This window comes from Lactococcus garvieae (assembly GCF_016027715.1).
Lineage (GTDB): Bacteria > Bacillota > Bacilli > Lactobacillales > Streptococcaceae > Lactococcus > Lactococcus garvieae_A.
The window spans coordinates 1350994-1376544 of sequence record NZ_CP065691.1 but is presented as its reverse complement, the minus strand read 5'-3'; the positions used below and the strand labels follow the sequence as shown (position 1 = coordinate 1376544).

The window sequence follows — 25551 nt, the reverse complement described above, 5'->3', positions numbered from 1 at the left end:
ATATGGGAAATGAAAGAAATAACAAAAAATGAGCAGCGTGAGATTCAACTAGAACTCATGTCTTATATTGACAAGATTTGCCGTGAGCAAGGGATAGACTATTCTATCGGTGCTGGAACCCTTCTTGGTTCGGTCAAATATAAGGGGTATATTCCTTGGGATGATGATATAGATATGATGTTGACACGTCCTAACTATGAGCGCTTAATGACGGCTCTTATGGATGACTTACCTGAGCATTTTACACTCTTGTATTACAAAAATCACACTGCTTATTTACCGTTTGCTAAATTGTATGATAATCGTACTTACTTTGTAAGTGAGTTAGACACTTTAAATAAAGGTACCGGCCTTTTTATCGATATTTTTCCTCTGGATAGCTTACCTGAAGACAAACGTGAAGGGGAAAGATTTAAGAAAAAAGTACGCACAGCAGTAACGCAGCTTGTTTCTTCAGCACCCAACGGTTTGTCGTATGCTAGCTCTGAGAAACGTCTCTACTTTATAGCGAAGACTCTTCTATGGCTCCCTTATCATCTACGTTATCGTGGACGAAGCAGAAGCTTAGCGGAGAAAGTTGATTTGCTCATGCAAAAATACAATGATCAAAATCAAAAGTTCTGTAATTTTGTTTGGTCACCCCCAAAGAGAACGGCTTACTTTGACAAGGCAATTTTTACAGAATATGAAGATATTGACTTTGAAAATTTAAAGTTGAAAAAAATCAAAAATCATGATATCTATTTGACGGAGCTTTATGGATTATGGCGTAATCCCCCAAAGAAAAAGGCTGTTCGTAACCATAGTTATTACCACTGGTATTGGAAAGATGAGAAATGACCACAACTGCTGTACTTGTTGCCACTTATAATGGCGAAAAATTATTAAAAAAACAACTGGATACAATTCGGGAGCAAGAACTGAAACCAGACTTTGTACTTTTCCGAGATGATCGCTCTACCGATAATACAGTGAGCTTTTTGAAGTCTTATATTGAACAATATGCTCTAGAAAATTGGATAATCAAGATAAACGAGAAAAACATAGGTTGGCGTTTAAATTTTCGACAACTTTTAGTGGATACTCTTGATTATGATATCGATATTGCTTTCTTTTCCGATCAAGACAATATTTGGCATTTAGACAAGAATAAGCATCAAGTACAGGTTATGGAAGCACATCCTGAGATGGAGTTGCTTTCTGCAGATATCCAAGTTGAAAAAATTTCAGAAGAAGTTGCAGATTTACCACGTTGGTTTAAGTATTTTGAGTTTAATAAGGAACAAGCATTTTCAAAATATCCACCCCGTTTTGGTTATTCTTCTTATCGTGTAGGATGGGTCGTAGCTATGCGTCGTTCGTTTATTGCTGATATCGTCAAATATTGGAAGCCAGAATATAATATTACCCATGATGTACTGGTTGCGGCGCTTTCTAGTTTAACAGAGACAGGCTATAACCTCAACGAAATAGTGGGGACACATCTACTTCATGATCGCAATGCCACCGGTGATAAACTATTGACTTTAAGCTCACCAAAGCAGGTTCATGTGGAAGAGCTTTATAAGTTCGTTGGATTTTATGATGTCATGTATCAAGTTTTACAAATGCGTGGATCGCAGTATGCACCTCAAGTAAAAGCATATTATGACTTTTATGTAAAACGTCATGCCATGGCACGTGATAATAAGTTTTGGGGTGTGTTCACCCAGATATTTAGCGACTGGAAGTTTTATGGAGGAATGAGTGGTCGTTTACGTGATGTCATATTTGCTTTTAAAAAGTAGAGAGAAGGATTTTCAGTGTACGATCATTATTTAGAAAAATATATTGCTCGACATTTAGATCATCAGGATGATGAATACTACAAATTTGGCTATCGCGCTTTTGGTCCATATCTTTTTGGGCTAAGCACTTGGCTTTACCAAGATCTTAGAAAAAATAATTTGAACAGAATTTTATTTTTAGCACGAGATGGCTACATGGTCAAGAAAGCATTTGACCTCCTGTTTTCAGGTAATGACAAATATCAAGAAAAAATAAAGAGTAGTTACATCTATGCTTCGCGTCGGAGCTTTGCTGTGCCAACTTTGGTAAATTGCCAAAGTCCTAAGGAACTTTTTGAAAAATATCCTTACCTCAAAACCAGCTTTGGGAAAGCTTTAAAGAAATTAGGCTTAACAAATAAAGATTTGGACGGTTTACCAGAACCCTTACTCAATATAGTATTTAATGATTCAGAAGAGCTTTTAAAACATCAAGAGGCGCGTGGTGTATTAGAAGCACTATTTCCAAAAATTGTTCAAAATAGCCGACAAGAAGCTACGCTTTTACAGGCTTATTTTAAGCAAGAAGCCATCCAAGGAGATGTCGCTCTTTTTGACATCGGGTGGCATGGCACTTTACAAAAAGCCCTTTTTGAATTAAAAGCTGAACTCAGTATAAAGAGTGTGACAGGCTATTATACAGGCATACTCCCCAAAAAATCGGAGAGTGGCTTAACTCAAAGCAAGGGCTATTTGTTCGATACCCATCATGGTCAGGCTTACTATAAATTTATGGGCTTGAGCTTTCCGATCTTTGAGCGGCTTTTTCAGCCTCAGGAAGGATCTTGTATTGGATTCAAAAAGAAAGAAGACCGTATAGTACCTCTGCTGGAAGAATTTTTACATGATGTGGGAAGTCCCGATCAGCGGAATCTTTTGGCTATCCAAGCTGGTGCTTTAGCATTTGTCGAAAATTTTGCGTCAGATTTGCCAGAGGATAGCCCTTATTGGGACAAGAAAGATGCAATCTTTTGGTTTAGTGGTTTTGAGGCAGTCATTAAGACCCCTACTCAAGCGGAAGCTAAAGCACTAGGAAGCTTAACGTTGGAGAATGAAGGAGAGATATATTCTTTGGCCGCGCCGAAAAATGCTTTTGCTTATCTCTTTAGACCCAAGGACTTGATGAGAGATTTTAATAAGAGTTGGAAAGTAGCCTTTTTAAAAAGACTTGTGAAGCTGCCACTCCCATATTATGAACTTTTGAAAAAGTACTACAAATTAGATGTCTGAAATATAAAAAATCATATCAATTATTGATATGATTTTTTTTGAGAAAGTAGAGGATTTGGTTTACCTTAATTATGTTTAATCAAGCGGAGCATGAGACTCTTAAAATATTGAAATTCAGGTTTACGATGATAGATAAGTAGAAGTAAACCATTAGGTAAGAGGAGTGCTACAATCAAGCTAAGGAAGAAAACTAACCAATGATTTGTAAAAAGAGTTAATAATAGAATAGATAAGCTACTCAAAACCAAGATTAAACCAAAAACAGCAAGATATTTTATCTGTTCAATAATATAATCAGAAATAGGACGATCAAAAAGCGGAGAATAGATATATTTAGGGAAACTATAACCATATAAGATAAGAGTACTTAAAAAGGTTCCAAGAAGCACACCTGTCAGTCCCATAAAAGTTACAAAGAGGAGTGAAAGGCCTAGATTAAGGACAGCACCGATAACTGGGATATGTCGATTTTCGTAGAAAATACCTGACGCATCTTGGAAAAGACGAATTGGTTTGCGCATTCCTAAGATATAAAAATTAAGGACAATCATCACTAAAATCGGAAAGCTTAATATGAATTTTTCCCCGAGCCAGACAATGATGAAGGGCTGCATAACAAGGAGGAGTGCAGCAGATACAGCTGTAAAAATCCAGAAAGTAGCAAAACTTAAATTTTTATAAACCTCAAAGGATTTTTTTGTATCTTTTTCAGTCAGGAGATTTCCGATGCTGGCGGTTAAACCACCGAGTGCTGCCATTAAAAGCCCGGAAAGGTTACCAGTGATTAAGCTATAGTTAGAGTATAACCCCATCGTTGTTAAACCTAGAAACTTTGTAATGACTAAGCTATCTGAACCCATGACAACGAAGGTACCAATATTATGATAAAACATACCATAAATTTGCTTTTTGAATCGATGTAAGATTTCCGGTTCCAGCTTGCGGATATTTTTTTCTTTTAACCAGGGATAGCGTTTGTCAGCAAAAGCTTGAATTAAAATATTTTCAACGATTGAGAGGACTAAAGCTGAGATAAGATAAAGGATAAAGCTTTTGAAAACAAAAAGGACAATGATATAAGCAATATTGACAACGAGAGTGTAAAGTGTGTCAAAAATGTTCACAATATAATTCTTTTGGTCAGCATACAAAATACTGCGCTTGTAACTAAAAAGATACCCAGCTACACTATTAGCTAAAAAGAGCAAATAAATAATGAAGACATTATCGTTGATACCTTGATAAGAACTAAAAAAGTTCAAGAAAGGTAACAATAAGAGACCCAGAACAGTTACAATAACGGCAACGATACGGTAGGCTGTCCGATAAAAATGCATGAGAGACTTCATAGTCTCTGTATCATTTTCAGCAATATAGCGATACATATTAAACACAATAGCACTACCAATACCTAATTCCGCAATGGAGAGCATAGAAAGAATACTAGTAAACAATCCATTTAGTCCTTGGTAACTGATACCTAGCGTATAGATAAAGGCTGTCCGGGTTACAAAACCGAGAATCATGCCAATTATTTTTTGAATAATAGTAAAAGATGAATTTCGTAATGAGTTAACGACTCGCATCGAATTTTCCTTTTCAATTAATATTTAAAAATCACTTTAATTATAGCACTATTTTAAAGACTTCCGTCCTCTCTCTTGCGAGCGGGCTTAAAACTTGAGTAAAGCAAGCGCATTCTTTTTGCAAGAGATAAGTTTACAAAAGCCATAGGCACTGGTTTTATCAAGCTTTTTTTATACTAGAAAATATAGTATAATAGGCACAGTGCTGTTCTATGCAAAAATGAGTTGACTTGCTAAAAGAAAATTGATTTTTGGATAGAAGGTTGAAGCATAAAAAGCCTCAAAAAGTGGGAGAGAAAATGACAAAAAAAACTTTCAAAATGAATTTTGCAGGACGTAGCCTTGTGGTTGAAACAGGTCAAGTTGCCAAACAAGCTAATGGAGCTGTTGTCGTTCGTTATGGTGATACAACGGTACTTACTGCAGCAACCATGTCAAAGAAAAAGGCAGCAGGAGATTTTTTCCCACTGCAAGTCAACTATGAAGAAAAAATGTATGCCGCAGGTAAGTTCCCGGGTGGTTTTAACAAACGTGAAGCACGCCCCTCGACTTATGCTACATTAACTGCACGCTTAATTGACCGCCCTATTCGCCCAATGTTTGCCGAAGGATTCCGCAATGATGTTCAGGTTATTAATACTGTTCTTTCCTACGATGAAAATGCGAGTGGGCGTATGGCGGCGATGTTTGGTAGTTCACTAGCCCTTGCTATTTCTGATATACCCTTTGATGGTCCTATAGCAGGTGTTGAAGTAGGCTATGTGGATGGCGAAATCGTGATTAATCCAGATGTAGCCCAAGCAGAGGCCTCTGACTTAGAACTTGCAGTAGCAGGTAATATTGATGCCATTAACATGGTAGAGTCTGGTGCCAAAGAATTGTCAGAAGCGATCATGCTGGAGGCACTGCTTGCAGGGCATGCAGCAGTCAAAGAGTTGATTGCGTTCCAAAATGAAATCGTAGCGCAAGTAGGCAAAGAGAAAGTAGAAGTGGAGCTTCTTCGAGTGGATGAAGAGCTTAAAGCCGAAATCATTGCTGCCTATAATAAAGACTTGCAAGCAGCTGTACAAGTGGAAGAAAAACTTGCTCGTGAAGCTGCAACAGTAGCAGTGAAAGATCGCGTCAAGGAAGAATATGAAGAGAAGTACGCTGATCATGAAGAATTTTCACGCATTATGCGTGACGTATCCGAAATTCTTGAGGGTATGGAACATACAGAAGTCCGTCGCTTGATTACAGAAGATAAAGTCCGTCCTGATGGTCGTAAAGTAGATGAGATTCGTCCTTTAGCAGCAGAGATTGATTTCACGCCTAATACTATTACCCATGGTTCTGCTCTCTTTACTCGGGGGCAGACTCAAGCTTTGTCAACTTTGACTTTGGCTCCGATGAGAGAAGCTCAAACTATAGACGGTTTAGATTTGGAATATAAAAAACGCTTCATGCATCATTATAACTTCCCGCAGTATTCAGTAGGAGAAACGGGCCGCTATGGAGCGCCTGGCCGTCGTGAAATTGGGCATGGTGCTTTAGGGGAGCGGGCTTTGGAGCAAGTAATGCCCTCTTTGGAGGAATTTCCTTATGCGATTCGTTTAGTTGCAGAAGTTTTGGAATCAAACGGTTCCTCATCACAAGCTTCAATTTGTGCGGGTACTTTAGCCTTAATGGCTGGAGGTGTACCTATCAAAGCTCCTGTAGCCGGCATCGCGATGGGACTCATTTCAGATGGTGCAAATTATTCTATTTTGACAGATATTCAAGGACTTGAAGACCATTTTGGTGATATGGACTTCAAGGTTGCTGGAACACGAGAAGGCATTACAGCCCTACAAATGGATATTAAAATTTCAGGAATCACAGCAGAGATTTTGGCAGAGGCGCTCGCTCAAGCTAAACGTGCACGTTTGGAAATTTTAGATGTGATTGAAGCGACAATTGCGGAACCACGTGCTACACTTGCACCTTCTGCTCCTAAAATTGATACGATTAAGATTGATACAGACAAGATTAAGATTGTTATCGGTAAAGGTGGCGAAACGATAGATAAGATTATCGAAGAAACCGGGGTGAAAATTGATATTGATGAAGACGGCCTTTGTTCTATCTTTTCATCTGATCAAGCTGCCATTGATCATGCCAAGGAAATTATTGCAGAGCTTGTACGTGAAGCTAAGGTAGGTGATGTTTACGAGGCCAAAGTTGTTCGCATTGAAAAATTTGGAGCTTTCGTACATCTTTTCGGACGTACGGATGCGATGGTACATATTTCAGAAATGGCATGGCAGCGTACAAATAGAGTTGAAGATGTTGTGAAACTTGGAGATACAGTCAAAGTCAAAATTACAAAAATTGATGATAAAGGACGTGTCGACGCTTCTATGCGTGCATTGGTCGAAAAACCAAAAGACTATGTCGAACCAGAGCATAAACCACGTGAACGTCGTAATGGGAATGCGGGTAACGGCCGTCGTCCTTACGATAAAGGAAAAGACGGCAAAACAAAAGAGCATCCGTTTGAACGTCGTGAACGTAAAGCTCCCGGTGTAGATGAAGAATTTCCAGAGTTGTCAACGACAAGACCTGAATAATAAAAGAGTAAGGCGCAGTGCAATGCGCTTTTCCTATAGATTTTTGCTATAATAAATAAATATGAAAAATAAAAAGAGAGGCTTTTGGCAGGAAGCCATCCGTGTCACAAAGGAAAATGACCCTGCTGCACGAACAGGGCTAGAAGTTCTCTTAACCTATCCAGGAGTAAAAGCACTGGCTGCGCATCGTTTCAGTCACTGGCTTTGGAAACATAACTTTAAACTTTGGGCCAGAATGAATTCACAATTTTGGCGATTTTGGACTCAGATAGAAATTCATCCGGGAGCAAAAATTGCTCATGGTGTCTTTATTGACCACGGCTCAGGCTTGGTCATCGGAGAAACAGCCATTGTGGAAACCAATGTGAAACTTTACCATGGAGTTACCTTAGGGGGAACAGGTAAAGATAAAGGAAAACGGCATCCTACGGTACGTCAAGGTGCTTTGATTTCAGCGCACTCACAACTACTGGGTCCGATCGAAATTGGTGAAAATGCCAAAGTAGGTGCGGGGGCAGTTGTTGTAAGCGATGTCCCCTCTGATGTTACTGTTGTTGGAATTCCAGCTAAGGTGGTACGGGTTAAGGGACAAAAAGATTCAGATAAAATTTCGACGATAGAAGAAAAAAGGGAGGCCAGCTATCATGCTTCACATCTATAACACGATGACCAGAAAAATCGAGGAGTTTCATCCCCTCGAGAAAAATAAAATAAAAATGTATGTGTGTGGGCCGACAGTGTATAACTATATCCATATAGGAAATGCTCGATCTGTTGTTGCTTTTGACCTGGTGCGCAGATACATGGAATACCGTGGTTTTGAAGTAAACTATGTCTCTAACTTTACAGATGTTGATGATAAGATTATCAAGGGAGCTGCGCAAGAACACATGACAGCTCAAGAACTTTCAGACAAGTATATTTCCGCCTTTTACCAAGACATTGATGCACTGAATGTGAAGCGAGCCAGTGCGAATCCTCGTGCTACAGAGTATATTGACAAAATGATTGAGTTTATTCAAGAGTTAATAGCAAAAGGCTTTGCATACGAATCAGAAGGGGATGTTTATTTCCGTGTATCAAAATCAGAAGGATATGCAAAACTCGCTAACAAAAATTTAGAAGAGTTGCTAGAAGGCGCATCTGGTCGCACAGATGAGGAAACATCACGTAAAGAAAGTTCAGCTGATTTTGCCTTATGGAAAGCAGCAAAAGATGGTGAAGTTTCTTGGAAGAGCCCATGGGGCGAAGGACGTCCAGGCTGGCACATTGAATGCTCTGTAATGAGTAGCGATCTCTTGGGAGATACTCTGGATATCCATGCTGGTGGAGCAGACTTAGAATTTCCCCATCATACAAATGAAATAGCTCAATCGGAAGCAAAAACTGGGAAGAAATTCGTCAATTATTGGATGCATAACGGTTTTGTTAACGTGAGTGGTGAAAAAATGTCTAAGTCACTAGGAAATTTTAAAACTGTTCATGAAATGCTAGAAGTTGTGAATCCAACAGTACTTCGCTTTTTCTTGGCTACAACACATTATCGTCGTCCAGTTAATTTCACAGATGAAGCGGTTCAGGATGCGGAAAATAATGTGAAGAAGATTGAGAATGCTTATCGAAATCTTGATGTTTCTGATAGCAGTGACCTTGAAGTGCTTGGTAAATATAAAGCAGACTTTGAAGCAGCTATGGATGAAGATTTTAATATTGCAAATGGTCTGACGGTCTTTTATGATTTCATTAGCTGGGTGAACAAAGGCAATGGCGGTCCCGAAGTTAAAGCATTCTTTGACGATGTGCTTTTGATTTTAGGCGTCCAGTTTGACTCAGAAGTGAAGCAACTTGATGATGATATTGAAAAATTAATTGAAGCGAGAGAAGAAGCTCGTGCTGCGCGTGATTTTGCACAGGCTGATAAAATTCGTGATGATTTAAAGAGTCAAGGTATTATTTTAGAAGATACAACCCAAGGTGTGAGGTGGCACCGTGAATAAGAAAGATGCAGAATTACTGAATGGTGTTGCATTGGCTTATATTGGAGATGCAGTTTACGAGGTTTTTGTAAGAGATTATTTACTAAGTAAAGGCCTTACAAAGCCTGGAGAGCTACAACGTCAGGCCACCAAGTATGTATCAGCAAAAGCACAGGCTGCTTTGATTCGTAAGATGGAAGAAGAAAACTTTCTTACTGAAGAAGAGATGAACTATTTTAAGCGTGGGCGAAATGCTCACTCGAAGACTACCGCTAAAAATACAGATGTCGTAACTTATCGAATATCGACAGGTTTTGAGGCAGTTGTGGGCTTTTTACACTTGACTGAAAAGACAGAGCGTTTAAATAGTTTTGCGGAATTTTGTCTTAAAAATGCGGACATATCTGCAAAATAGTTCAAAATATTTCTCAAAAGTCTCTTTTTTAGTTACAATACATATCAAGAGATGTATATTAAAAAAAGAAGCTAGGCAAGAAATATGTATAGAGTAATTACAATGTCAGGCTACGACGAACCATGGTGGTTTTTTGAAGATTGGCAAAAAGATATTGAATCAGTAGATGAATACGAAGACTTCTATCAAGCTTTGAAAAAATATAAGAGTGAATGGCTAAAAATGGCCAAAAGCTATAAAGAGTTTAAGAGCCAAGATGATATGCTCGCAGCATTCTGGAGAAACGGAGATGAAATCTGGTGTGAAGAGTGTGCAGGATATCTTCAGCGCTATCAAAGCTTGATGCTTTTAGAAGATTGGCATGTGCTTCCAGCCGAAAAAAAACGCTGGGCTTATGGCAAATCATCTGGAGAATTACCTCCTAAATTCTGTAACAAGTTTTGGGATAAAGAGTAATCAGAAAAAAGACATTTAAAGGATATCCTTTAAATGTCTTTTTATCTAAACATAAGTTAAAGCAAAACATTATTGACTTTGGGTTTATTTTGTTATAATTATTTTATAATTAAATTCTAATCCGAAGGAAGGGAGGCTCAGTGTGAAAAAACTTTTGCTTATAACTGATATTGTTCTTATTCTTACAGCAGTCCTCTTGATTTTTGCAGTTCGTCAAACCCCACGACCAGCTGCTGCTCCTACGATTGAGAAAACTATTACGCATACGAAGACAATCGATATTGAACAGATTAAATTAGGAAATTTTGAGACGATTCATGGAGATTGGGTGAATTCAAAAAGTGACATTGATAACCGTAAGGCGAGTATCTTAGAAAATACAGTGACCAAGCAAAAGCGGGACTTCTATCTTCAATATGGCGGAGTGAACGATCAAACGGGTCAGGTTTATCTATGGATGTATCTCGAAGGAATTGCTCCGGAAAATGGTTCAAGATTTGAGATATATCCCAAGGGCTCCGTGATTCCAGTAAAATTAGAAAATGGTGATATTGATTATTCTGGCACACATGATCCAACTTCCAAAGAAAAGGATCGCATTCTCCCTGAAGGTTCAGTACGTACAGCAGAAGAACTTCATTCTTTAGTATTGTATCGGGACACGGAAATAATGCTTTAATTGATATTGAGGAAAATACTCTTGAAAAAATTTTTGAAAAGAGTTAAAATAGGTCTATCATAAAACTCGATGGTCAAGGCTCGGGAAGATATGTGCTTTTTGGCATGTATTTTTCACTAGCTTTGGCTTTTTGTTTTGTAAAAAAATGGAGAAATTATGGAATTTCAAGAAAAATATGATGTTATAGTGATTGGTGCAGGTCATGCCGGGGTAGAAGCAGCTCTAGCTTCAGCTCGCATGGGGACCAAAACACTTTTATTAACAATAAATCTCGACATGGTTGCTTTTATGCCTTGTAACCCTTCTATTGGTGGTTCTGCGAAAGGAATCGTGGTGAGGGAGATAGATGCCTTAGGCGGAGAAATGGGACGTAATATTGATAAAACTTACATCCAGATGAAAATGCTAAATACCGGTAAGGGGCCCGCAGTTCGTGCGCTCCGTGCCCAAGCAGACAAAGCCCTTTATTCTCAAGAAATGAAGCATACTATAGAAAACCAAGAAAACCTTACTTTGCGCCAAGCGATGGTTGAGGAGATTCTGGTGGAAGCTGAGAAAGTAACAGGAGTAAAGGTTACGACAGGAGCAAAATATGCCGCAGAAGCAGTAATCGTGACAACTGGTACCGCCTTGCGTGGGGAAATTATCATTGGGGAACTTAAATATTCTTCTGGACCAAACAACTCACTTGCCTCAGTTAGTTTAGCTGATAATTTACGTAACTTAGGATTTGAAATTGGTCGTTTCAAAACAGGAACACCTCCACGTGTGCTCTCTTCAAGCATTAACTATGATGCAACCGAGATACAACCTGGAGATGAGAAACCAAATCACTTTAGCTTCTTATCGAAAGATGAAGACTACCTTAAAGACCAAATCCCTTGTTGGTTAACTTATACAAGTAAAACCAGCCATGAAATTATTCAAGAGAATTTGCATCGAGCGCCAATGTTTTCTGGAATTGTAAAGGGAGTTGGACCTCGTTATTGTCCTTCTATAGAAGATAAAGTAGTAAGATTTGCTGACAAACCACGCCATCAACTTTTCTTAGAACCAGAAGGGCGTAATACAGAAGAAGTCTATATTCAAGGTTTATCAACGAGCTTGCCAGAAGATGTACAGTTTGATTTAGTTCGTTCTATTCCTGGACTTGAAGAAGCAAAAATGATGCGTACAGGTTATGCGATTGAATACGATGTAGTTCTTCCACACCAGCTTCGTCCAACATTAGAAACAAAACTAATTTCGGGATTGTTTACTGCTGGACAGACAAATGGGACTTCGGGTTATGAAGAAGCAGCAGGGCAAGGTTTAGTTGCGGGGATGAACGCGAGTCTTAAAGTTCAAGGCAAAGAAGAACTTATTCTTAAGCGCAGTGATGCCTATATTGGGGTAATGATTGACGACCTTGTAACAAAAGGAACACTTGAACCTTATCGTTTGTTGACTTCCCGTGCAGAATATCGCCTAATTTTACGACATGACAATGCAGATACGCGCTTAACAAATATCGGTCGTGAAATAGGCCTTGTTGATGATGAACGCTGGAATGCTTATCAAGAAAAAATGTCTTCTTATCAAGCAGAAATCACACGTCTTAACAAGGAAAAACTCAAACCTTTAGCTGAAACTCAAGAAAAACTAGGAATGATGGGATTTGGTCCAATTAAAGATGCATTGACCGGTGTCGAATTTTTAAAACGCCCAGAAGTTAAGTATGCGGACGTAATCAACTTTGTTGGTGCAGCACCCGTAGAGATAGATCGTACAGTAATTGAGCTTATTGAAACAGAAGTTACTTATGAAGGCTATATCAAAAAAGCGAAAGAGCAAGTAGAAAAAATGCACCGTTTAGAAGCGAAACGGATTCCTAAAAATATGAACTGGGACGCTCTTGACAGTATTGCTACGGAAGCACGCCAAAAATTCAAGAAGATTAATCCAGAAACTTTAGGCCAAGCCAGTCGTATTTCTGGTGTAAATCCTGCAGATATTTCTATTTTGATGGTTTATCTTGAAGGAAAAAGATAAAATAGTCCAAACAATCCAAAAGGATTGTTTTTTTTAGCGTTAAAGAAGCTGACAACGGCGGGGTTTTCCGAACGTAGGCGAAAAAAAAGGTAAAAATTCACAGTTTATTCTTGACAGCTGGGAGGTAGTTTGATAGAATATAATAGTTGTCGCGAGAGAGCACATCTCTTGAGAGAGCGATAGACCTTTGAAAACTGAATAAAGTAGAATGACTATATGCGAGAAGGGAACTTCTTGTATACCAACTGTCAATTCAATAATGAAAGACAAAACAAAAACACAGCCAGTTCATTTGTGAACTAAAATTAAATGAGAGTTTGATCCTGGCTCAGGACGAACGCTGGCGGCGTGCCTAATACATGCAAGTCGAGCGATGATTAGAGATAGCTTGCTATCTTTATGAAGAGCGGCGAACGGGTGAGTAACGCGTGGGAAATCTGCCGAGTAGCGGGGGACAACGTTTGGAAACGAACGCTAATACCGCATAACAATGAGGATCGCATGATTCTTATTTAAAAGAAGCAAATGCTTCACTACTTGATGATCCCGCGTTGTATTAGCTAGTTGGTAGTGTAAAGGACTACCAAGGCGATGATACATAGCCGACCTGAGAGGGTGATCGGCCACACTGGGACTGAGACACGGCCCAGACTCCTACGGGAGGCAGCAGTAGGGAATCTTCGGCAATGGGGGCAACCCTGACCGAGCAACGCCGCGTGAGTGAAGAAGGTTTTCGGATCGTAAAACTCTGTTGTTAGAGAAGAACGTTAAGTAGAGTGGAAAGTTACTTAAGTGACGGTATCTAACCAGAAAGGGACGGCTAACTACGTGCCAGCAGCCGCGGTAATACGTAGGTCCCAAGCGTTGTCCGGATTTATTGGGCGTAAAGCGAGCGCAGGTGGTTTCTTAAGTCTGATGTAAAAGGCAGTGGCTCAACCATTGTGTGCATTGGAAACTGGGAGACTTGAGTGCAGGAGAGGAGAGTGGAATTCCATGTGTAGCGGTGAAATGCGTAGATATATGGAGGAACACCGGAGGCGAAAGCGGCTCTCTGGCCTGTAACTGACACTGAGGCTCGAAAGCGTGGGGAGCAAACAGGATTAGATACCCTGGTAGTCCACGCCGTAAACGATGAGTGCTAGCTGTAGGGAGCTATAAGTTCTCTGTAGCGCAGCTAACGCATTAAGCACTCCGCCTGGGGAGTACGACCGCAAGGTTGAAACTCAAAGGAATTGACGGGGGCCCGCACAAGCGGTGGAGCATGTGGTTTAATTCGAAGCAACGCGAAGAACCTTACCAGGTCTTGACATACCAGTGCTATCCTTAGAGATAAGGAGTTCCTTCGGGACACTGGATACAGGTGGTGCATGGTTGTCGTCAGCTCGTGTCGTGAGATGTTGGGTTAAGTCCCGCAACGAGCGCAACCCTTATTACTAGTTGCCATCATTAAGTTGGGCACTCTAGTGAGACTGCCGGTGATAAACCGGAGGAAGGTGGGGATGACGTCAAATCATCATGCCCCTTATGACCTGGGCTACACACGTGCTACAATGGATGGTACAACGAGTCGCCAACCCGCGAGGGTGCGCTAATCTCTTAAAACCATTCTCAGTTCGGATTGCAGGCTGCAACTCGCCTGCATGAAGTCGGAATCGCTAGTAATCGCGGATCAGCACGCCGCGGTGAATACGTTCCCGGGCCTTGTACACACCGCCCGTCACACCACGGAAGTTGGGAGTACCCAAAGTAGGTTGCCTAACCGCAAGGAGGGCGCTTCCTAAGGTAAGACCGATGACTGGGGTGAAGTCGTAACAAGGTAGCCGTATCGGAAGGTGCGGCTGGATCACCTCCTTTCTAAGGAATATAAAAAAAGATGTTGTTCTACTTTATTCAGTTTTGAGGGGTCTATAAAGACCATACAAGCAGTCTTTTGATGCAAGATAGAGAAGATTGCGTTGAGAGAAGGGGCCTTAGCTCAGCTGGGAGAGCGCCTGCTTTGCACGCAGGAGGTCAGCGGTTCGATCCCGCTAGGCTCCATAAGATACGGAAGTATCTTGTCAACGAAGACGTAAAAATAGGAATTGATCATTGAAAACTAAATAACAATATCTTATAACGATAAATAAACCGAGAAATGTTTTAAACATTTCTGTAAAGCTGCGAATTATTTTAAATAGTTCGAAAAAACTTATACTTGTTTTAATGGCAAAGTTAATAAGGGCGCACGGTGGATGCCTTGGCATTAAGAGCCGAAGAAGGACGTGACTAACGACGATATTCTAGGGGGAGCAGTAAGTACGCATTGATCCCTAGGTCTCCGAATGGGGAAACCCACTATGTTATGCATAGTATCCGTAAGTGAATACATAGCTTACGTGAAGGTAACGCAGAGAACTGAAACATCTAAGTACCTGCAGGAAGAGAAAGTAAAAACGATTTCCTAAGTAGCGGCGAGCGAACGGGAAACAGGCCAAACCAAGAAGCTTGCTTCTTGGGGTTGTAGGACTGCAACGTGGACTTAAAGTTTATAGAAGAATTACCTGGGAAGGTAAGCCAAAGAGAGTAATAGCCTCGTATTTGAAATAGACTTTATACCTAGCAGTATCCTGAGTAGGGCTGGACACGCGAAATCCAGTTTGAATCCGGGAGGACCATCTCCCAAGCCTAAATACTCCTTAATGACCGATAGTGAACCAGTACCGTGAGGGAAAGGTGAAAAGAACCCCGGGAGGGGAGTGAAATAGCACCTGAAACCGTGTGCCTACAAGAAGTTCGAGCCCGTCAATGGGTGAGAGCGTGCCTTTTGTAGAATGAACCGGCGAGTTACGTTATGATGCGAGGTTAAGCTGAAGAGGCGGAGCCGTAGCGAAAGCGAGTCTGAATAGGGCGCTTTAGTATCATGATGTAGACCCGAAACCTAGTGACCTATCCATGAGCAGGTTGAAGGTGCGGTAAGACGCACTGGAGGACCGAACCAGGACACGTTGAAAAGTGTTTGGATGACTTGTGGATAGCGGAGAAATTCCAAACGAACTGGGAGATAGCTGGTTCTCTCCGAAATAGCTTTAGGGCTAGCGTCGCAATTTAAGTGTATTGGAGGTAGAGCACTGTTTGGATGAGGGGCCCATCTCGGGTTACCAATTTCAGATAAACTCCGAATGCTAATACACATGTGCGGCAGTCAGACTGCGAGTGCTAAGATCCGTAGTCGAAAGGGAAACAGCCCAGACCACCAGCTAAGGTCCCAAAATATATGTTAAGTGGAAAAGGATGTGGGGTTGCACAGACAACTAGGATGTTAGCTCAGAAGCAGCTATCATTCAAAGAGTGCGTAATAGCTCACTAGTCGAGTGACCCTGCGCCGAAAATGTACCGGGGCTAAACATATTACCGAAGCTGTGGATTTAATAATAATTAAATGGTAGGAGAGCGTTGTAATCAGCGATGAAGGTATACCGTGAGGGGTGCTGGAGCGATTACAAGTGAGAATGCCGGTATGAGTAGCGCAAGATAAGTGAGAATCTTATCCACCGTAAGACTAAGGTTTCCAGGGGAAGGCTCGTCCGCCCTGGGTTAGTCGGGACCTAAGGCGAGGCCGAAAGGCGTAGTCGATGGACAACAGGTTGATATTCCTGTACTAGTATTATAAGTGATGGAGGGACGCAGTAGGCTAAAGGGAGCCAGTTAATGGATTCTGGTCTAAGCAGTGAGGTGTGGAATGTGTCAAATGCATTTTCCTTTAACATTGAGCTGTGATGGGGAAGCAACTACGGTTGCGAAGCCCTTGATGTCACACTGCCAAGAAAATCTTCTAGCGTTTAATATAATACTACCCGTACCGCAAACCGACACAGGTAGTCGAGGCGAGTAGCCTCAGGTGATCGAGAGAACTCTCGTTAAGGAACTCGGCAAAATGACCCCGTAACTTCGGGAGAAGGGGTGCTGTACTATGTACAGCCGCAGTGAAAAGATCCAAGCAACTGTTTATCAAAAACACAGCTCTCTGCTAAACCGCAAGGTGATGTATAGGGGGTGACGCCTGCCCGGTGCTGGAAGGTTAAGAGGAGGGGTTAGACTTCGGTCGAAGCTCTGAATTGAAGCCCCAGTAAACGGCGGCCGTAACTATAACGGTCCTAAGGTAGCGAAATTCCTTGTCGGGTAAGTTCCGACCCGCACGAAAGGCGTAATGATTTGGATACTGTCTCAACGAGAGACTCGGTGAAATTTTAGTACCTGTGAAGATGCAGGTTACCCGCGACAGGACGGAAAGACCCCATGGAGCTTTACTGCAGATTGATATTGAGTACCTGTGAAGCATGTACAGGATAGGTAGGAGACTTTGACCTTGGGACGCTAGTTTCAAGTGAGTCGCTGTTGGGATACTACCCTTGCTTCATGGTTGCTCTAACCCACACGCATAATCGGCGTGGGAGACAGTGTCTGTCGGGCAGTTTGACTGGGGCGGTCGCCTCCTAAAGAGTAACGGAGGCGCCCAAAGGTTCCCTCAACATGGTTGGAAATCATGTGTAGAGTGTAAAGGTATAAGGGAGCTTGACTGCGAGAGCTACAACTCGAGCAGGTAGGAAACTAGGGCTTAGTGATCCGGTGGTACCGCATGGAAGGGCCATCGCTCAACGGATAAAAGCTACCCTGGGGATAACAGGCTTATCTCCCCCAAGAGTTCACATCGACGGGGAGGTTTGGCACCTCGATGTCGGCTCGTCGCATCCTGGGGCTGTAGTCGGTCCCAAGGGTTGGGCTGTTCGCCCATTAAAGCGGCACGCGAGCTGGGTTCAGAACGTCGTGAGACAGTTCGGTCCCTATCCGTCGCGGGCGTAGGAAATTTGAGAGGATCTGCCCTTAGTACGAGAGGACCGGGGTGGACTTACCGCTGGTGTACCAGTTGTTCCGCCAGGAGCACCGCTGGGTAGCTATGTAGGGAAGGGATAAGCGCTGAAAGCATCTAAGTGCGAAGCCCACCTCAAGATGAGATTTCCCATTCTTTATGAATTAAGAGCCCTGAGAGATGATCAGGTTGATAGGCTGGAAGTGGAAGTCCTGCGAGGGATGGAGCGGACCAGTACTAATAGCTCGAGGACTTTACCAAAGAATAGAACTTATGAGTTCAGCTTTACATATTTATTGTGAGATTGTTATTTAGTTTTGAGTGTTCAATACATTCAGACCATGATTTGGTATTCATTGCATAGGAGATACACCTGTTCCCATGTCGAACACAGAAGTTAAGTCCTATTACGCCGGAAGTAGTTGGGGGTTGCCCCCTGTGAGATATGGTAAATGCCAAGTGATTGGGAGTTTAGCTCAGCTGGGAGAGCATCTGCCTTACAAGCAGAGGGTCAGCGGTTCGATCCCGTTAACTCCCATAGGTTCCGTAGTGTAGCGGTTATCACGTCGCCCTGTCACGGCGAAGATCGCGGGTTCGATTCCCGTCGGAACCGTTTCAAGTAGAGATACTTGAAAGGAAATAGAAGAAATAGACTCGTTAGCTCAGTTGGTAGAGCATTTGACTTTTAATCAAAGGGTCGCTGGTTCGAGCCCAGCACGGGTCATACTTTAACATTAGGTTGAGGTATAAAGCGTAAAAGAACTTGTCAAGCGGATGTGGTGAAATTGGCAGACACGCTAGATTTAGGTTCTAGTGCTTTAGGGCGTGGGGGTTCAAGTCCCTTCATCCGCATTTCTTTTATAGCCGACTTAGCTCAGTTGGTAGAGCATCTGATTTGTAATCAGAGGGTCGCGTGTTCGAATCATGTAGTCGGCATTACTTTAACTGTTCGGACCTTCGGGTACAGCTAAAGGATTTCAAGCGTTGCGAACGTAGTTCAGGGGTAGAACACAACCTTGCCATGGTTGGGGTCGCGAGTTCGAATCTCGTCGTTCGCTTTACAATTTAATATATGCACCCGTGGCTCAACTGGATAGAGTACCTGACTACGAATCAGGCGGTTGCAGGTTCGAATCCTGCCGGGTGCATTGATTTCTAATTAGAAATCATGATGATAATAAACTTTATCTCGGGAAGTAGCTCAGCTTGGTAGAGTACTTGGTTTGGGACCAAGGTGTCGCAGGTTCGAATCCTGTCTTCCCGATTGATAGATATTTCTATCAGAAATTTTTGGCGGTGTAGCTCAGCTGGCTAGAGCGTTCGGTTCATACCCGAGAGGTCGGGGGTTCGATCCCCTTCGCCGCTATTATATTTTTACAGCTGGATCTTTAGCTCAGTTGGTTAGAGCTCTCGGCTCATAACCGAGCGGTCGTTGGTTCGAATCCAACAAGATCCACTTTTGGAGGATTACCCAAGTCCGGCTGAAGGGAACGGTCTTGAAAACCGTCAGGCGGGTAAAACCGTGCGTGGGTTCGAATCCCACATCCTCCTTTCCTTTGGCTCGGTAGCTCAGTTGGTAGAGCAATGGATTGAAGCTCCATGTGTCGGCGGTTCGATTCCGTCTCGCGCCATTTGCGGGTGTAGTTTAGTGGTAAAACCTCAGCCTTCCAAGCTGATGTTGTGAGTTCGATTCTCATCACCCGCTTAATTTGACTATTAATTTAGTAAAATTTTAAAACTTAGGGAGCATAGCTCAGTTGGTTAGAGCACTGTGTTGATAACGCAGGGGTCCGAGGTTCAAATCCTCGTGTTCCCATAGATGTTTATAATATCTATATATTGTGAATAACTGGTGGGGAGTTACTCAAGAGGCTGAAGAGGACGGTTTGCTAAATCGTTAGGTCGGGAAACCGGCGCGAGGGTTCGAATCCCTTACTCCCCTTCCGTACAACGACTATTGTTGAATAGTCGTTTTTTATGCTTTGTATAGAGTGCTATTCGATGAGAGGAGGTACTATGGCTTTTCTTACTAATGAAGAAGTAACTGAAATTAAGAGTCAGGTAAATATTGCAGATTTAATTTCACAGTATGTACCTCTAACCAAGTCAGGGAAAAACTACTTGGGACTTTGCCCATTTCATGGGGAAAAAACACCGAGCTTTAATGTCAATGCTAGCAAGGGTTTTTATCATTGCTTTGGTTGTGGGAAATCTGGGGATGCGATTGAATTTATAAAAGACTACAAGCAAGTTGGTTTTGTCGATGCAGTAAAGGAAGTGGCGAGTTTTGCAGGGATTACCTTAAATCTTGAGAGTTTTGACTCAGATGAAAAGGATAATCCAAATGCTCTTCTTTATGAGATAAATAATCAAGCTGCACGACTTTATAATATCGTTCTTACCTCTACGGAGATTGGAGAAAAAGCACGACTTTATTTAGAAAAACGTGGCATTACAGCAGAGATAATAAAGCAATTTAATATTGGTTTGGCACCTGATGAAAATGATTTTATCTTCAAAAATCTTTCAGGAAAGTTTGAGGAAGCTGTTCAAGCGAATTCAGGTCTATTTCATTTTTCAAGCAATAAGGTATTTGATGCCTTTCAAAATAGAATCATGTTTCCTCTGAAGAATGAATACGGACATGTGGTTGGTTTTTCGGGACGTAAATGGCAGGAGAACGATACAAGTAAGGCAAAGTATATTAATACCAGTGCTACAAGTATATTCGATAAGTCCTATGAGTTATATAATTTAGATCGAGCAAAACCTGTAATATCCAAAACGCGTGAAGTCTATTTGATGGAAGGCTTTATGGATGTAATAGCGGCTTACAAATCGGGAATATTTAATGTCGTAGCTACTATGGGAACAGCTTTGACTGAGAAGCATATCAGCCGTTTGCGAAAAATAGCAAATAACTATGTTCTCATCTACGATGGTGATAATGCTGGACAAAATGCGATTTATAAAGCTATTGATCTAATTGGCGAGGATAAAACGCAGATAGTTCGTGTTCCAGAGGGACTTGATCCCGATGACTATAGTAAAAAGTATTCTGCTGAGTCATTAGCTAATTTGATGGAAAATGCCCGGATACAGCCGACAGAATTTTTGATTGATTATCTTAAACCCGACAACCTTTCAAATTTACAGAATCAACTGGATTTTATTGAGCAAATGGCACCAGTAATTGCAAGGGTTTCCTCGATTACTGCTCAAGATGCATTTATAAGAAAATTAGTTGAGATTTTGCCTGATTTCGAGTATAATCAAGTAGAGCAATCTGTCAATTTAAAGCGTGAAAACGTCCTTAAATCAAGTGCAGAAGCGGGTAATTTTGATGAAGATTTCGGTAGCTATAATGAAGAGCAGTTTTCTTATTATCCTGATCCAGGATTAATAGCTACGGATCAAAACTATTTTGAAAGTTTTCCTCAGAAGCTGGAGGAATTAAGTCCTGTACAACAAAAAATTTCGCATCTTTCTAGAAGTGAACGTGCGGAGGAGCAACTTTTAAATCGGATGATTTACCATCAGAATGTTCTCCAGCGGTTTGCGGAGGATGAGACGTTTCGCTTTGTCCATCAGCGCTATCAAAATCTTTTTGATAAAATTATTCTTGAAGCCATGAGCTTTGATGAAATCGACCCTTCTCATCTAAGCGGATCCTTGGATGCTGAAGAAAAAAATATATTTTATCAAATCTTAAGTTTAGATTTACCAGACGAGACTAGTAGTCAAGAACTTGAAGATTTGGTAGCCGTTTTTGCCAAGGAAATGGAACAAATAAAGTTCAGCGAACTGCAAAAGCAACTAGAAAATGCCCGAAAAACGGGAAACAAGGAGCGTGAGCTTGAGCTCACTATCCAAATAATTAATCAGAAGAAAAAAATATAAGCTATTTACTTATATTGTTCATTGAGGAGGATTAAATTGGCAAGTAATAATAAAAAAAGAATCAGTCAAATTGCAAAAGAAACTGGAATTACTAATAAAGCTTTAATCGCAAAAGCACAAGAACTTGGCATGGCAGTTAAATCTCATTCAAGTTCAGTTTTTGAAGCTGAAGAAGCAAAAATCCTTGCAGCAATGGACTTTAAACCTATTATTGTTGAAAAAGTTGATGTGAATGAGCTTAAAGAAAAAGGCTCTAAAAATGTAACTTCTGTTAAAGAAAAAGCTGCTAAAAAGATAGATATTAAAGATTCAGATACTTTTGATAGTAAAGCTTTTGATAAAGCGGTAGCAGCTTATATCACTAAACGCAAACCTCTTGAAGAAGCTTTGGATGATGAGATCACTGATGAGCTCGTGGTTAAGTTTGGTTTGGAAGCAGAGGCTATTGAAGATTTACTCCAACAAATCCAAGATGCAGGAATTTCAATCGTAGATAAAGATGGTAATCCTAGTCCATTGGCATTACAAGCTGAAGAAGAAGAGAAGCTTGATGATAATGCAATGGATGAAATCGTAACAAATGTCCGTATCGATGATCCTGTACGCATGTACCTCAAGGAAATTGGACGTTATCCGCTGATTTCACTTGAAGAAGAAACAAAACTTGCTGAGGCGATTGTTGCTGGTGGTGAAGAAGCAGAGTTTGCAAAACAAATGCTGGCTGAAGCCAACTTACGTTTGGTTGTTTCAATCGCAAAACGTTACTCAGGCCGTGGTATGCAATTCTTAGATTTGATTCAAGAAGGAAATATGGGCTTGATGAAGGCTGTTGATAAATTTGACCACACTAAAGGGTTTAAATTTTCAACTTACGCGACATGGTGGATTCGCCAAGCAATTACACGTGCCATTGCTGACCAAGCACGTACAATTCGTATCCCAGTACACATGGTGGAAACAATCAACAAATTGATCCGGGTCCAACGTAATCTCTTGCAAGAGTTAGGACGTGACCCATTGCCAGAAGAAATTGGTAAAGAGTTACACATGACACCTGATAAAGTGCGTGAAGTCTTAAAAATTGCTCAAGAGCCTGTATCTTTGGAAACACCTATCGGTGAGGAAGACGATTCACATCTTGGTGATTTCATTGAAGATGATGTAATTGAAAGTCCAGTAGACTATACGAACCGAATCTTGCTACGTGAGCAACTTGATGAAGTTATGGATACATTGACAGACCGCGAAGAAAATGTACTACGTATGCGTTTTGGACTCGATGATGGACGTATGCATACCCTCGAAGATGTTGGTAAACAATTTAAGGTAACACGTGAACGTATTCGCCAAATCGAAGCGAAAGCAATTAAAAAATTGCGTCACCCACGTCGTAGCAAACCATTGCGTGATTTTATGTAAGAATAAGAATACTCTCGACAAATGTCGGGAGTTTTTTGAATTAAAGTAAATTATCATAGTACAAAAGATTTGATAATTTTTATAGAAGTGATATAATAAAAATTATTAAAGGTCAAAAAAGGTCAAACTTGAAGATGATCAGATTTGAGTTTTTAATTCTAAAAAAATAAGTTAAAATAAAGAAAAGATGTAACCACAAAGGAGGACGAAATGCTCTGCCAAAATTGTAAAATAAATGAAGCGACAATTCACCTTTACACCAATGTGAATGGTCAGCGCAAGCAAGTTGATTTATGCCAAAACTGTTATCAAATTATGAAATCAGGTGGTCAAGAAAGCTTATTTGCTGGGGCTACAAATATTTCTAATAATGATGATCCTTTCAATCCATTTCCTGATATTTTCCAAGCCTTACATGGCAATGATCAAGGACGTCCAATGACACCGCCAACTCAAGCAGGCGGTAGAGGTCCTGGTGGACCACAGAATCCTCGGGGAGGACAAGCTCCTAAAGGACTCTTAGAAGAATTTGGCGTTAATATTACAGATGCAGCACGCCGTGGAGAAATTGATCCAGTTATTGGCCGGGATTCCGAAATTACCCGTGTTATTGAAATTTTGAACCGTCGTACAAAAAATAACCCTGTTCTTATCGGGGAACCTGGTGTTGGGAAAACCGCAGTAGTAGAGGGACTAGCTCAGCAAATTGTTGACGGAGATGTTCCACAAAAACTGCAAAATAAAGAAGTTATTCGTCTTGATGTAGTTAGCTTAGTTCAAGGTACAGGTGTGCGTGGGCAGTTTGAAGAACGTATGCAAAAGCTGATGGAAGAAATTCGTAAACGTGATGATGTAATTCTCTTCATTGATGAAATTCATGAAATCGTTGGAGCAGGTTCAGCGGGCGAAGGAAATATGGATGCCGGTAATATTCTTAAACCAGCTTTGGCGCGTGGTGAACTTCAACTTGTCGGTGCAACTACACTAAATGAGTACAGAATTATTGAAAAAGATGCAGCCTTAGAGCGTCGGATGCAGCCGGTTAAAGTAGATGAGCCTTCAGTTGATGAAACGATTACTATTTTGCGTGGTATTCAAAAACGTTATGAAGATTATCATCATGTGAAGTATTCAGACGAAGCTATATTAGCTGCAGCCAATCTGTCTAATCGTTATATTCAAGACCGTTTCTTGCCAGATAAAGCGATTGACTTGCTTGACGAAGCAGGTTCTAAAAAGAACCTTACACTTAAATTCGTTGATCCAGAAGATATAAAGAAACGAATTGAACAAGCAGAATCTCAAAAAAATGATGCGATGCAACGTGAAGACTTTGAGAAAGCAGCGCATTTCCGTGATCAGATTGCTAAATTACGGGAACTCCAAAATCATGAAATTTCAGATACTGAAATGCCCAATATCACTGAAAAAGATATTGAAGCGATTGTTGAAGAGAAAACGCATATTCCAGTGGGAGATCTGAAAGAAAAAGAACAAACACAACTGATTAATCTAGCTGAAGATTTAAAGAATCATGTTATCGGGCAAGATGAAGCTATTGACAAAATTTCTAAAGCTGTTCGTCGCTCCCGTGTTGGGCTTGGTAAACCAAATCGTCCAATTGGTTCTTTCCTCTTTGTTGGTCCTACTGGTGTCGGTAAGACTGAGCTTGCAAAACAGCTTGCCCATGAACTCTTTGGTTCGGCGGACAGTATGATTCGTTTTGATATGTCGGAATATATGGAAAAACATAGTGTGGCCAAATTGATTGGTGCTCCTCCGGGCTATGTTGGCTATGAAGAAGCTGGTCAATTGACTGAGCGCGTACGTCGCAACCCATATAGTTTGATTCTGCTGGATGAAATTGAAAAAGCTCACCCCGATGTTATGCACATGTTCTTACAAATTCTTGATGATGGCCGTTTGACTGATGCGCAAGGCCGTACAGTTTCCTTTAAAGATGCCATTATCATTATGACTTCAAATGCAGGCACAGGTAAAGTAGAAGCAAATGTTGGATTTGGTGCAGCGCGTGAAGGGCGTACAAATTCGGTCCTAGGGGAATTAGATAACTTCTTTAGCCCAGAGTTTATGAACCGCTTTGATGCGATCATCGAGTTCTCAGCTTTAAGTAAAGAAAATCTTCTTAAGATTGTCGACCTTATGCTTGATGAAGTGAATGCTCAAATCAGTCAAAATGATATTCATTTAGATGTTACCCAAGCAGCCAAGGAAAAACTTGTGGACCTTGGTTACGATCCGAAGATGGGAGCACGTCCACTTCGTCGTACTATTCAGGATAATATTGAAGATGCTATTGCTGATTTCTATATCGAACATCCAGAATATAAAGAGTTACTTGCAGACTTGGTTGATGACAAAATTGTTATTGTGAATAAGCCTGAAGAAGTAAAGAAAGAAGAGAAACAAACTAAGGCTTTAGAAGAACCGGATGAAGAATAATTAGTTTAGTATGTTTCTAGAAAGACAAAAAAATAAAGGTTATTCAACCTTTATTTTTTTTTGTGAATATTGTATTTGTTTTTCGTACTAATACTTATATAAAAAGGAATTTATTATGGTGAAATGAGGGGAAATG

The 25551-nt window shown here is 41.0% G+C and carries 14 protein-coding genes, 16 tRNA genes and 3 rRNA genes; 32 read left to right on the top strand and 1 reads right to left on the bottom strand.

Annotation, left to right across the window (positions count from 1 at the left end):
* Positions 1 to 9 precede the first annotated feature (9 nt).
* The 3 genes from I6G50_RS06935 to I6G50_RS06925 are packed head-to-tail and all read left to right on the top strand — an operon-like array spanning position 10 to position 3056.
* Positions 10 to 840 carry a LicD family protein gene (locus I6G50_RS06935; protein ID WP_197908341.1) on the top strand — a complete coding sequence of 277 codons (831 nt, stop codon included), beginning with the start codon at positions 10 to 12 and terminating at the stop codon, positions 838 to 840.
* Complete coding sequence (locus tag I6G50_RS06930; protein ID WP_197908340.1) at positions 837 to 1787, top strand: glycosyltransferase; 951 nt, start codon at positions 837 to 839, stop codon at positions 1785 to 1787. Before I6G50_RS06935 ends, I6G50_RS06930 begins: the two co-directional genes overlap by 4 nt.
* Before the next feature lie 15 nt (positions 1788 to 1802).
* Positions 1803 to 3056: a glycosyl transferase gene (locus tag I6G50_RS06925; protein WP_197908339.1), complete on the top strand. Its 1254-nt coding sequence runs from the start codon at positions 1803 to 1805 to the stop codon at positions 3054 to 3056.
* A gap of 65 nt (positions 3057 to 3121) precedes the next feature.
* On the opposite strand, the gene I6G50_RS06920 is transcribed toward I6G50_RS06925, so the two are convergent.
* Positions 3122 to 4642 (bottom strand): lipopolysaccharide biosynthesis protein, encoded by a 1521-nt coding sequence (locus I6G50_RS06920; RefSeq protein WP_197908338.1) that lies wholly within the window; start codon positions 4640 to 4642, stop codon positions 3122 to 3124.
* A 299-nt stretch (positions 4643 to 4941) separates the two neighbouring features.
* Between I6G50_RS06920 and pnp the strand changes: the two genes are divergently transcribed.
* The 29 genes from pnp (at position 4942) to I6G50_RS06775 (ending at position 25415) form a co-directional block, all read left to right on the top strand.
* Positions 4942 to 7230: a polyribonucleotide nucleotidyltransferase gene (gene pnp, locus I6G50_RS06915; RefSeq protein WP_197908337.1), complete on the top strand. Its 2289-nt coding sequence runs from the start codon at positions 4942 to 4944 to the stop codon at positions 7228 to 7230.
* 61 nt (positions 7231 to 7291) lie between these two features.
* On the top strand, positions 7292 to 7891 hold the full coding sequence (gene cysE / locus I6G50_RS06910) for a serine O-acetyltransferase (RefSeq protein ID WP_081168659.1): 600 nt from the start codon (positions 7292 to 7294) through the stop codon (positions 7889 to 7891).
* Complete coding sequence (gene cysS, locus I6G50_RS06905) at positions 7875 to 9227, top strand: cysteine--tRNA ligase (protein ID WP_197908336.1); 1353 nt, start codon at positions 7875 to 7877, stop codon at positions 9225 to 9227. The genes cysE and cysS overlap by 17 nt, the downstream gene beginning before the upstream one ends.
* Entirely contained in the window at positions 9220 to 9621 is a 402-nt protein-coding gene (locus I6G50_RS06900) for a Mini-ribonuclease 3 (RefSeq protein WP_003134585.1), read from the top strand. Before cysS ends, I6G50_RS06900 begins: the two co-directional genes overlap by 8 nt.
* Before the next feature lie 84 nt (positions 9622 to 9705).
* Positions 9706 to 10077 carry a DUF1033 family protein gene (locus I6G50_RS06895; protein ID WP_042753034.1) on the top strand — a complete coding sequence of 124 codons (372 nt, stop codon included), beginning with the start codon at positions 9706 to 9708 and terminating at the stop codon, positions 10075 to 10077.
* 142 nt (positions 10078 to 10219) lie between these two features.
* Complete coding sequence (locus tag I6G50_RS06890; protein ID WP_197908335.1) at positions 10220 to 10756, top strand: hypothetical protein; 537 nt, start codon at positions 10220 to 10222, stop codon at positions 10754 to 10756.
* Positions 10757 to 10912: 156 nt separating this feature from the next.
* A complete protein-coding gene (gene mnmG, locus I6G50_RS06885) occupies positions 10913 to 12787 on the top strand; it encodes a tRNA uridine-5-carboxymethylaminomethyl(34) synthesis enzyme MnmG (protein ID WP_197908334.1) in 1875 nt (624 codons plus the stop codon).
* Positions 12788 to 13092: 305 nt separating this feature from the next.
* Positions 13093 to 14641 (top strand): 16S ribosomal RNA (locus I6G50_RS06880).
* 110 nt (positions 14642 to 14751) lie between these two features.
* Positions 14752 to 14824 (top strand) — tRNA-Ala (locus I6G50_RS06875).
* Between the two features lie 167 nt (positions 14825 to 14991).
* A 23S ribosomal RNA gene (locus I6G50_RS06870) occupies positions 14992 to 17894 on the top strand.
* Between the two features lie 84 nt (positions 17895 to 17978).
* Positions 17979 to 18094 (top strand): 5S ribosomal RNA (gene rrf / locus I6G50_RS06865).
* Together the 16S, 23S and 5S rRNA genes with 16 tRNA genes alongside form the textbook arrangement of a ribosomal RNA operon.
* A gap of 4 nt (positions 18095 to 18098) precedes the next feature.
* Positions 18099 to 18171 (top strand) — tRNA-Val (locus tag I6G50_RS06860).
* A 2-nt stretch (positions 18172 to 18173) separates the two neighbouring features.
* A tRNA-Asp gene (locus tag I6G50_RS06855) sits at positions 18174 to 18246 on the top strand.
* 38 nt (positions 18247 to 18284) lie between these two features.
* A tRNA-Lys gene (locus I6G50_RS06850) sits at positions 18285 to 18357 on the top strand.
* A gap of 46 nt (positions 18358 to 18403) precedes the next feature.
* Positions 18404 to 18485 (top strand) — tRNA-Leu (locus I6G50_RS06845).
* Positions 18486 to 18496: 11 nt separating this feature from the next.
* Positions 18497 to 18569 (top strand) — tRNA-Thr (locus I6G50_RS06840).
* A 50-nt stretch (positions 18570 to 18619) separates the two neighbouring features.
* Positions 18620 to 18691, top strand: a tRNA-Gly gene (locus tag I6G50_RS06835).
* A gap of 16 nt (positions 18692 to 18707) precedes the next feature.
* Positions 18708 to 18781 (top strand) — tRNA-Arg (locus I6G50_RS06830).
* Between the two features lie 42 nt (positions 18782 to 18823).
* A tRNA-Pro gene (locus I6G50_RS06825) sits at positions 18824 to 18897 on the top strand.
* A gap of 28 nt (positions 18898 to 18925) precedes the next feature.
* A tRNA-Met gene (locus I6G50_RS06820) sits at positions 18926 to 18999 on the top strand.
* A 16-nt stretch (positions 19000 to 19015) separates the two neighbouring features.
* Positions 19016 to 19089 (top strand) — tRNA-Ile (locus I6G50_RS06815).
* A 5-nt stretch (positions 19090 to 19094) separates the two neighbouring features.
* Positions 19095 to 19184 (top strand) — tRNA-Ser (locus tag I6G50_RS06810).
* 7 nt (positions 19185 to 19191) lie between these two features.
* Positions 19192 to 19264: transfer RNA gene (locus tag I6G50_RS06805), tRNA-Phe, on the top strand.
* Between the two features lie 3 nt (positions 19265 to 19267).
* Positions 19268 to 19338: transfer RNA gene (locus I6G50_RS06800), tRNA-Gly, on the top strand.
* A 37-nt stretch (positions 19339 to 19375) separates the two neighbouring features.
* Positions 19376 to 19449 (top strand) — tRNA-Ile (locus I6G50_RS06795).
* A gap of 38 nt (positions 19450 to 19487) precedes the next feature.
* Positions 19488 to 19575: transfer RNA gene (locus tag I6G50_RS06790), tRNA-Ser, on the top strand.
* 74 nt (positions 19576 to 19649) lie between these two features.
* Positions 19650 to 21533 (top strand): DNA primase, encoded by a 1884-nt coding sequence (gene dnaG / locus I6G50_RS06785; protein ID WP_197908333.1) that lies wholly within the window; start codon positions 19650 to 19652, stop codon positions 21531 to 21533.
* Positions 21534 to 21569: 36 nt separating this feature from the next.
* Complete coding sequence (gene rpoD / locus I6G50_RS06780) at positions 21570 to 22952, top strand: RNA polymerase sigma factor RpoD (protein ID WP_004260131.1); 1383 nt, start codon at positions 21570 to 21572, stop codon at positions 22950 to 22952.
* A gap of 210 nt (positions 22953 to 23162) precedes the next feature.
* The gene (locus tag I6G50_RS06775) at positions 23163 to 25415 is read left to right on the top strand and encodes an ATP-dependent Clp protease ATP-binding subunit (protein ID WP_081164933.1); all 2253 of its coding nucleotides are present in this window, start codon (positions 23163 to 23165) and stop codon (positions 25413 to 25415) included.
* Positions 25416 to 25551 lie beyond the last annotated feature (136 nt).

Coding starts and splice junctions, on each gene's coding strand:
- cysE (WP_081168659.1), top strand. CDS start 7,292: ATGAAAAATAAAAAGAGAGGCTTTTGGCAGGAAGCCATCCGTGTCACA.
- mnmG (WP_197908334.1), top strand. CDS start 10,913: ATGGAATTTCAAGAAAAATATGATGTTATAGTGATTGGTGCAGGTCAT.
- dnaG (WP_197908333.1), top strand. CDS start 19,650: ATGGCTTTTCTTACTAATGAAGAAGTAACTGAAATTAAGAGTCAGGTA.
- I6G50_RS06775 (WP_081164933.1), top strand. CDS start 23,163: ATGCTCTGCCAAAATTGTAAAATAAATGAAGCGACAATTCACCTTTAC.
- I6G50_RS06935 (WP_197908341.1), top strand. CDS start 10: ATGAAAGAAATAACAAAAAATGAGCAGCGTGAGATTCAACTAGAACTC.
- pnp (WP_197908337.1), top strand. CDS start 4,942: ATGACAAAAAAAACTTTCAAAATGAATTTTGCAGGACGTAGCCTTGTG.
- I6G50_RS06930 (WP_197908340.1), top strand. CDS start 837: ATGACCACAACTGCTGTACTTGTTGCCACTTATAATGGCGAAAAATTA.
- cysS (WP_197908336.1), top strand. CDS start 7,875: ATGCTTCACATCTATAACACGATGACCAGAAAAATCGAGGAGTTTCAT.
- I6G50_RS06920 (WP_197908338.1), bottom strand. CDS start 4,642: ATGCGAGTCGTTAACTCATTACGAAATTCATCTTTTACTATTATTCAA.
- I6G50_RS06895 (WP_042753034.1), top strand. CDS start 9,706: ATGTATAGAGTAATTACAATGTCAGGCTACGACGAACCATGGTGGTTT.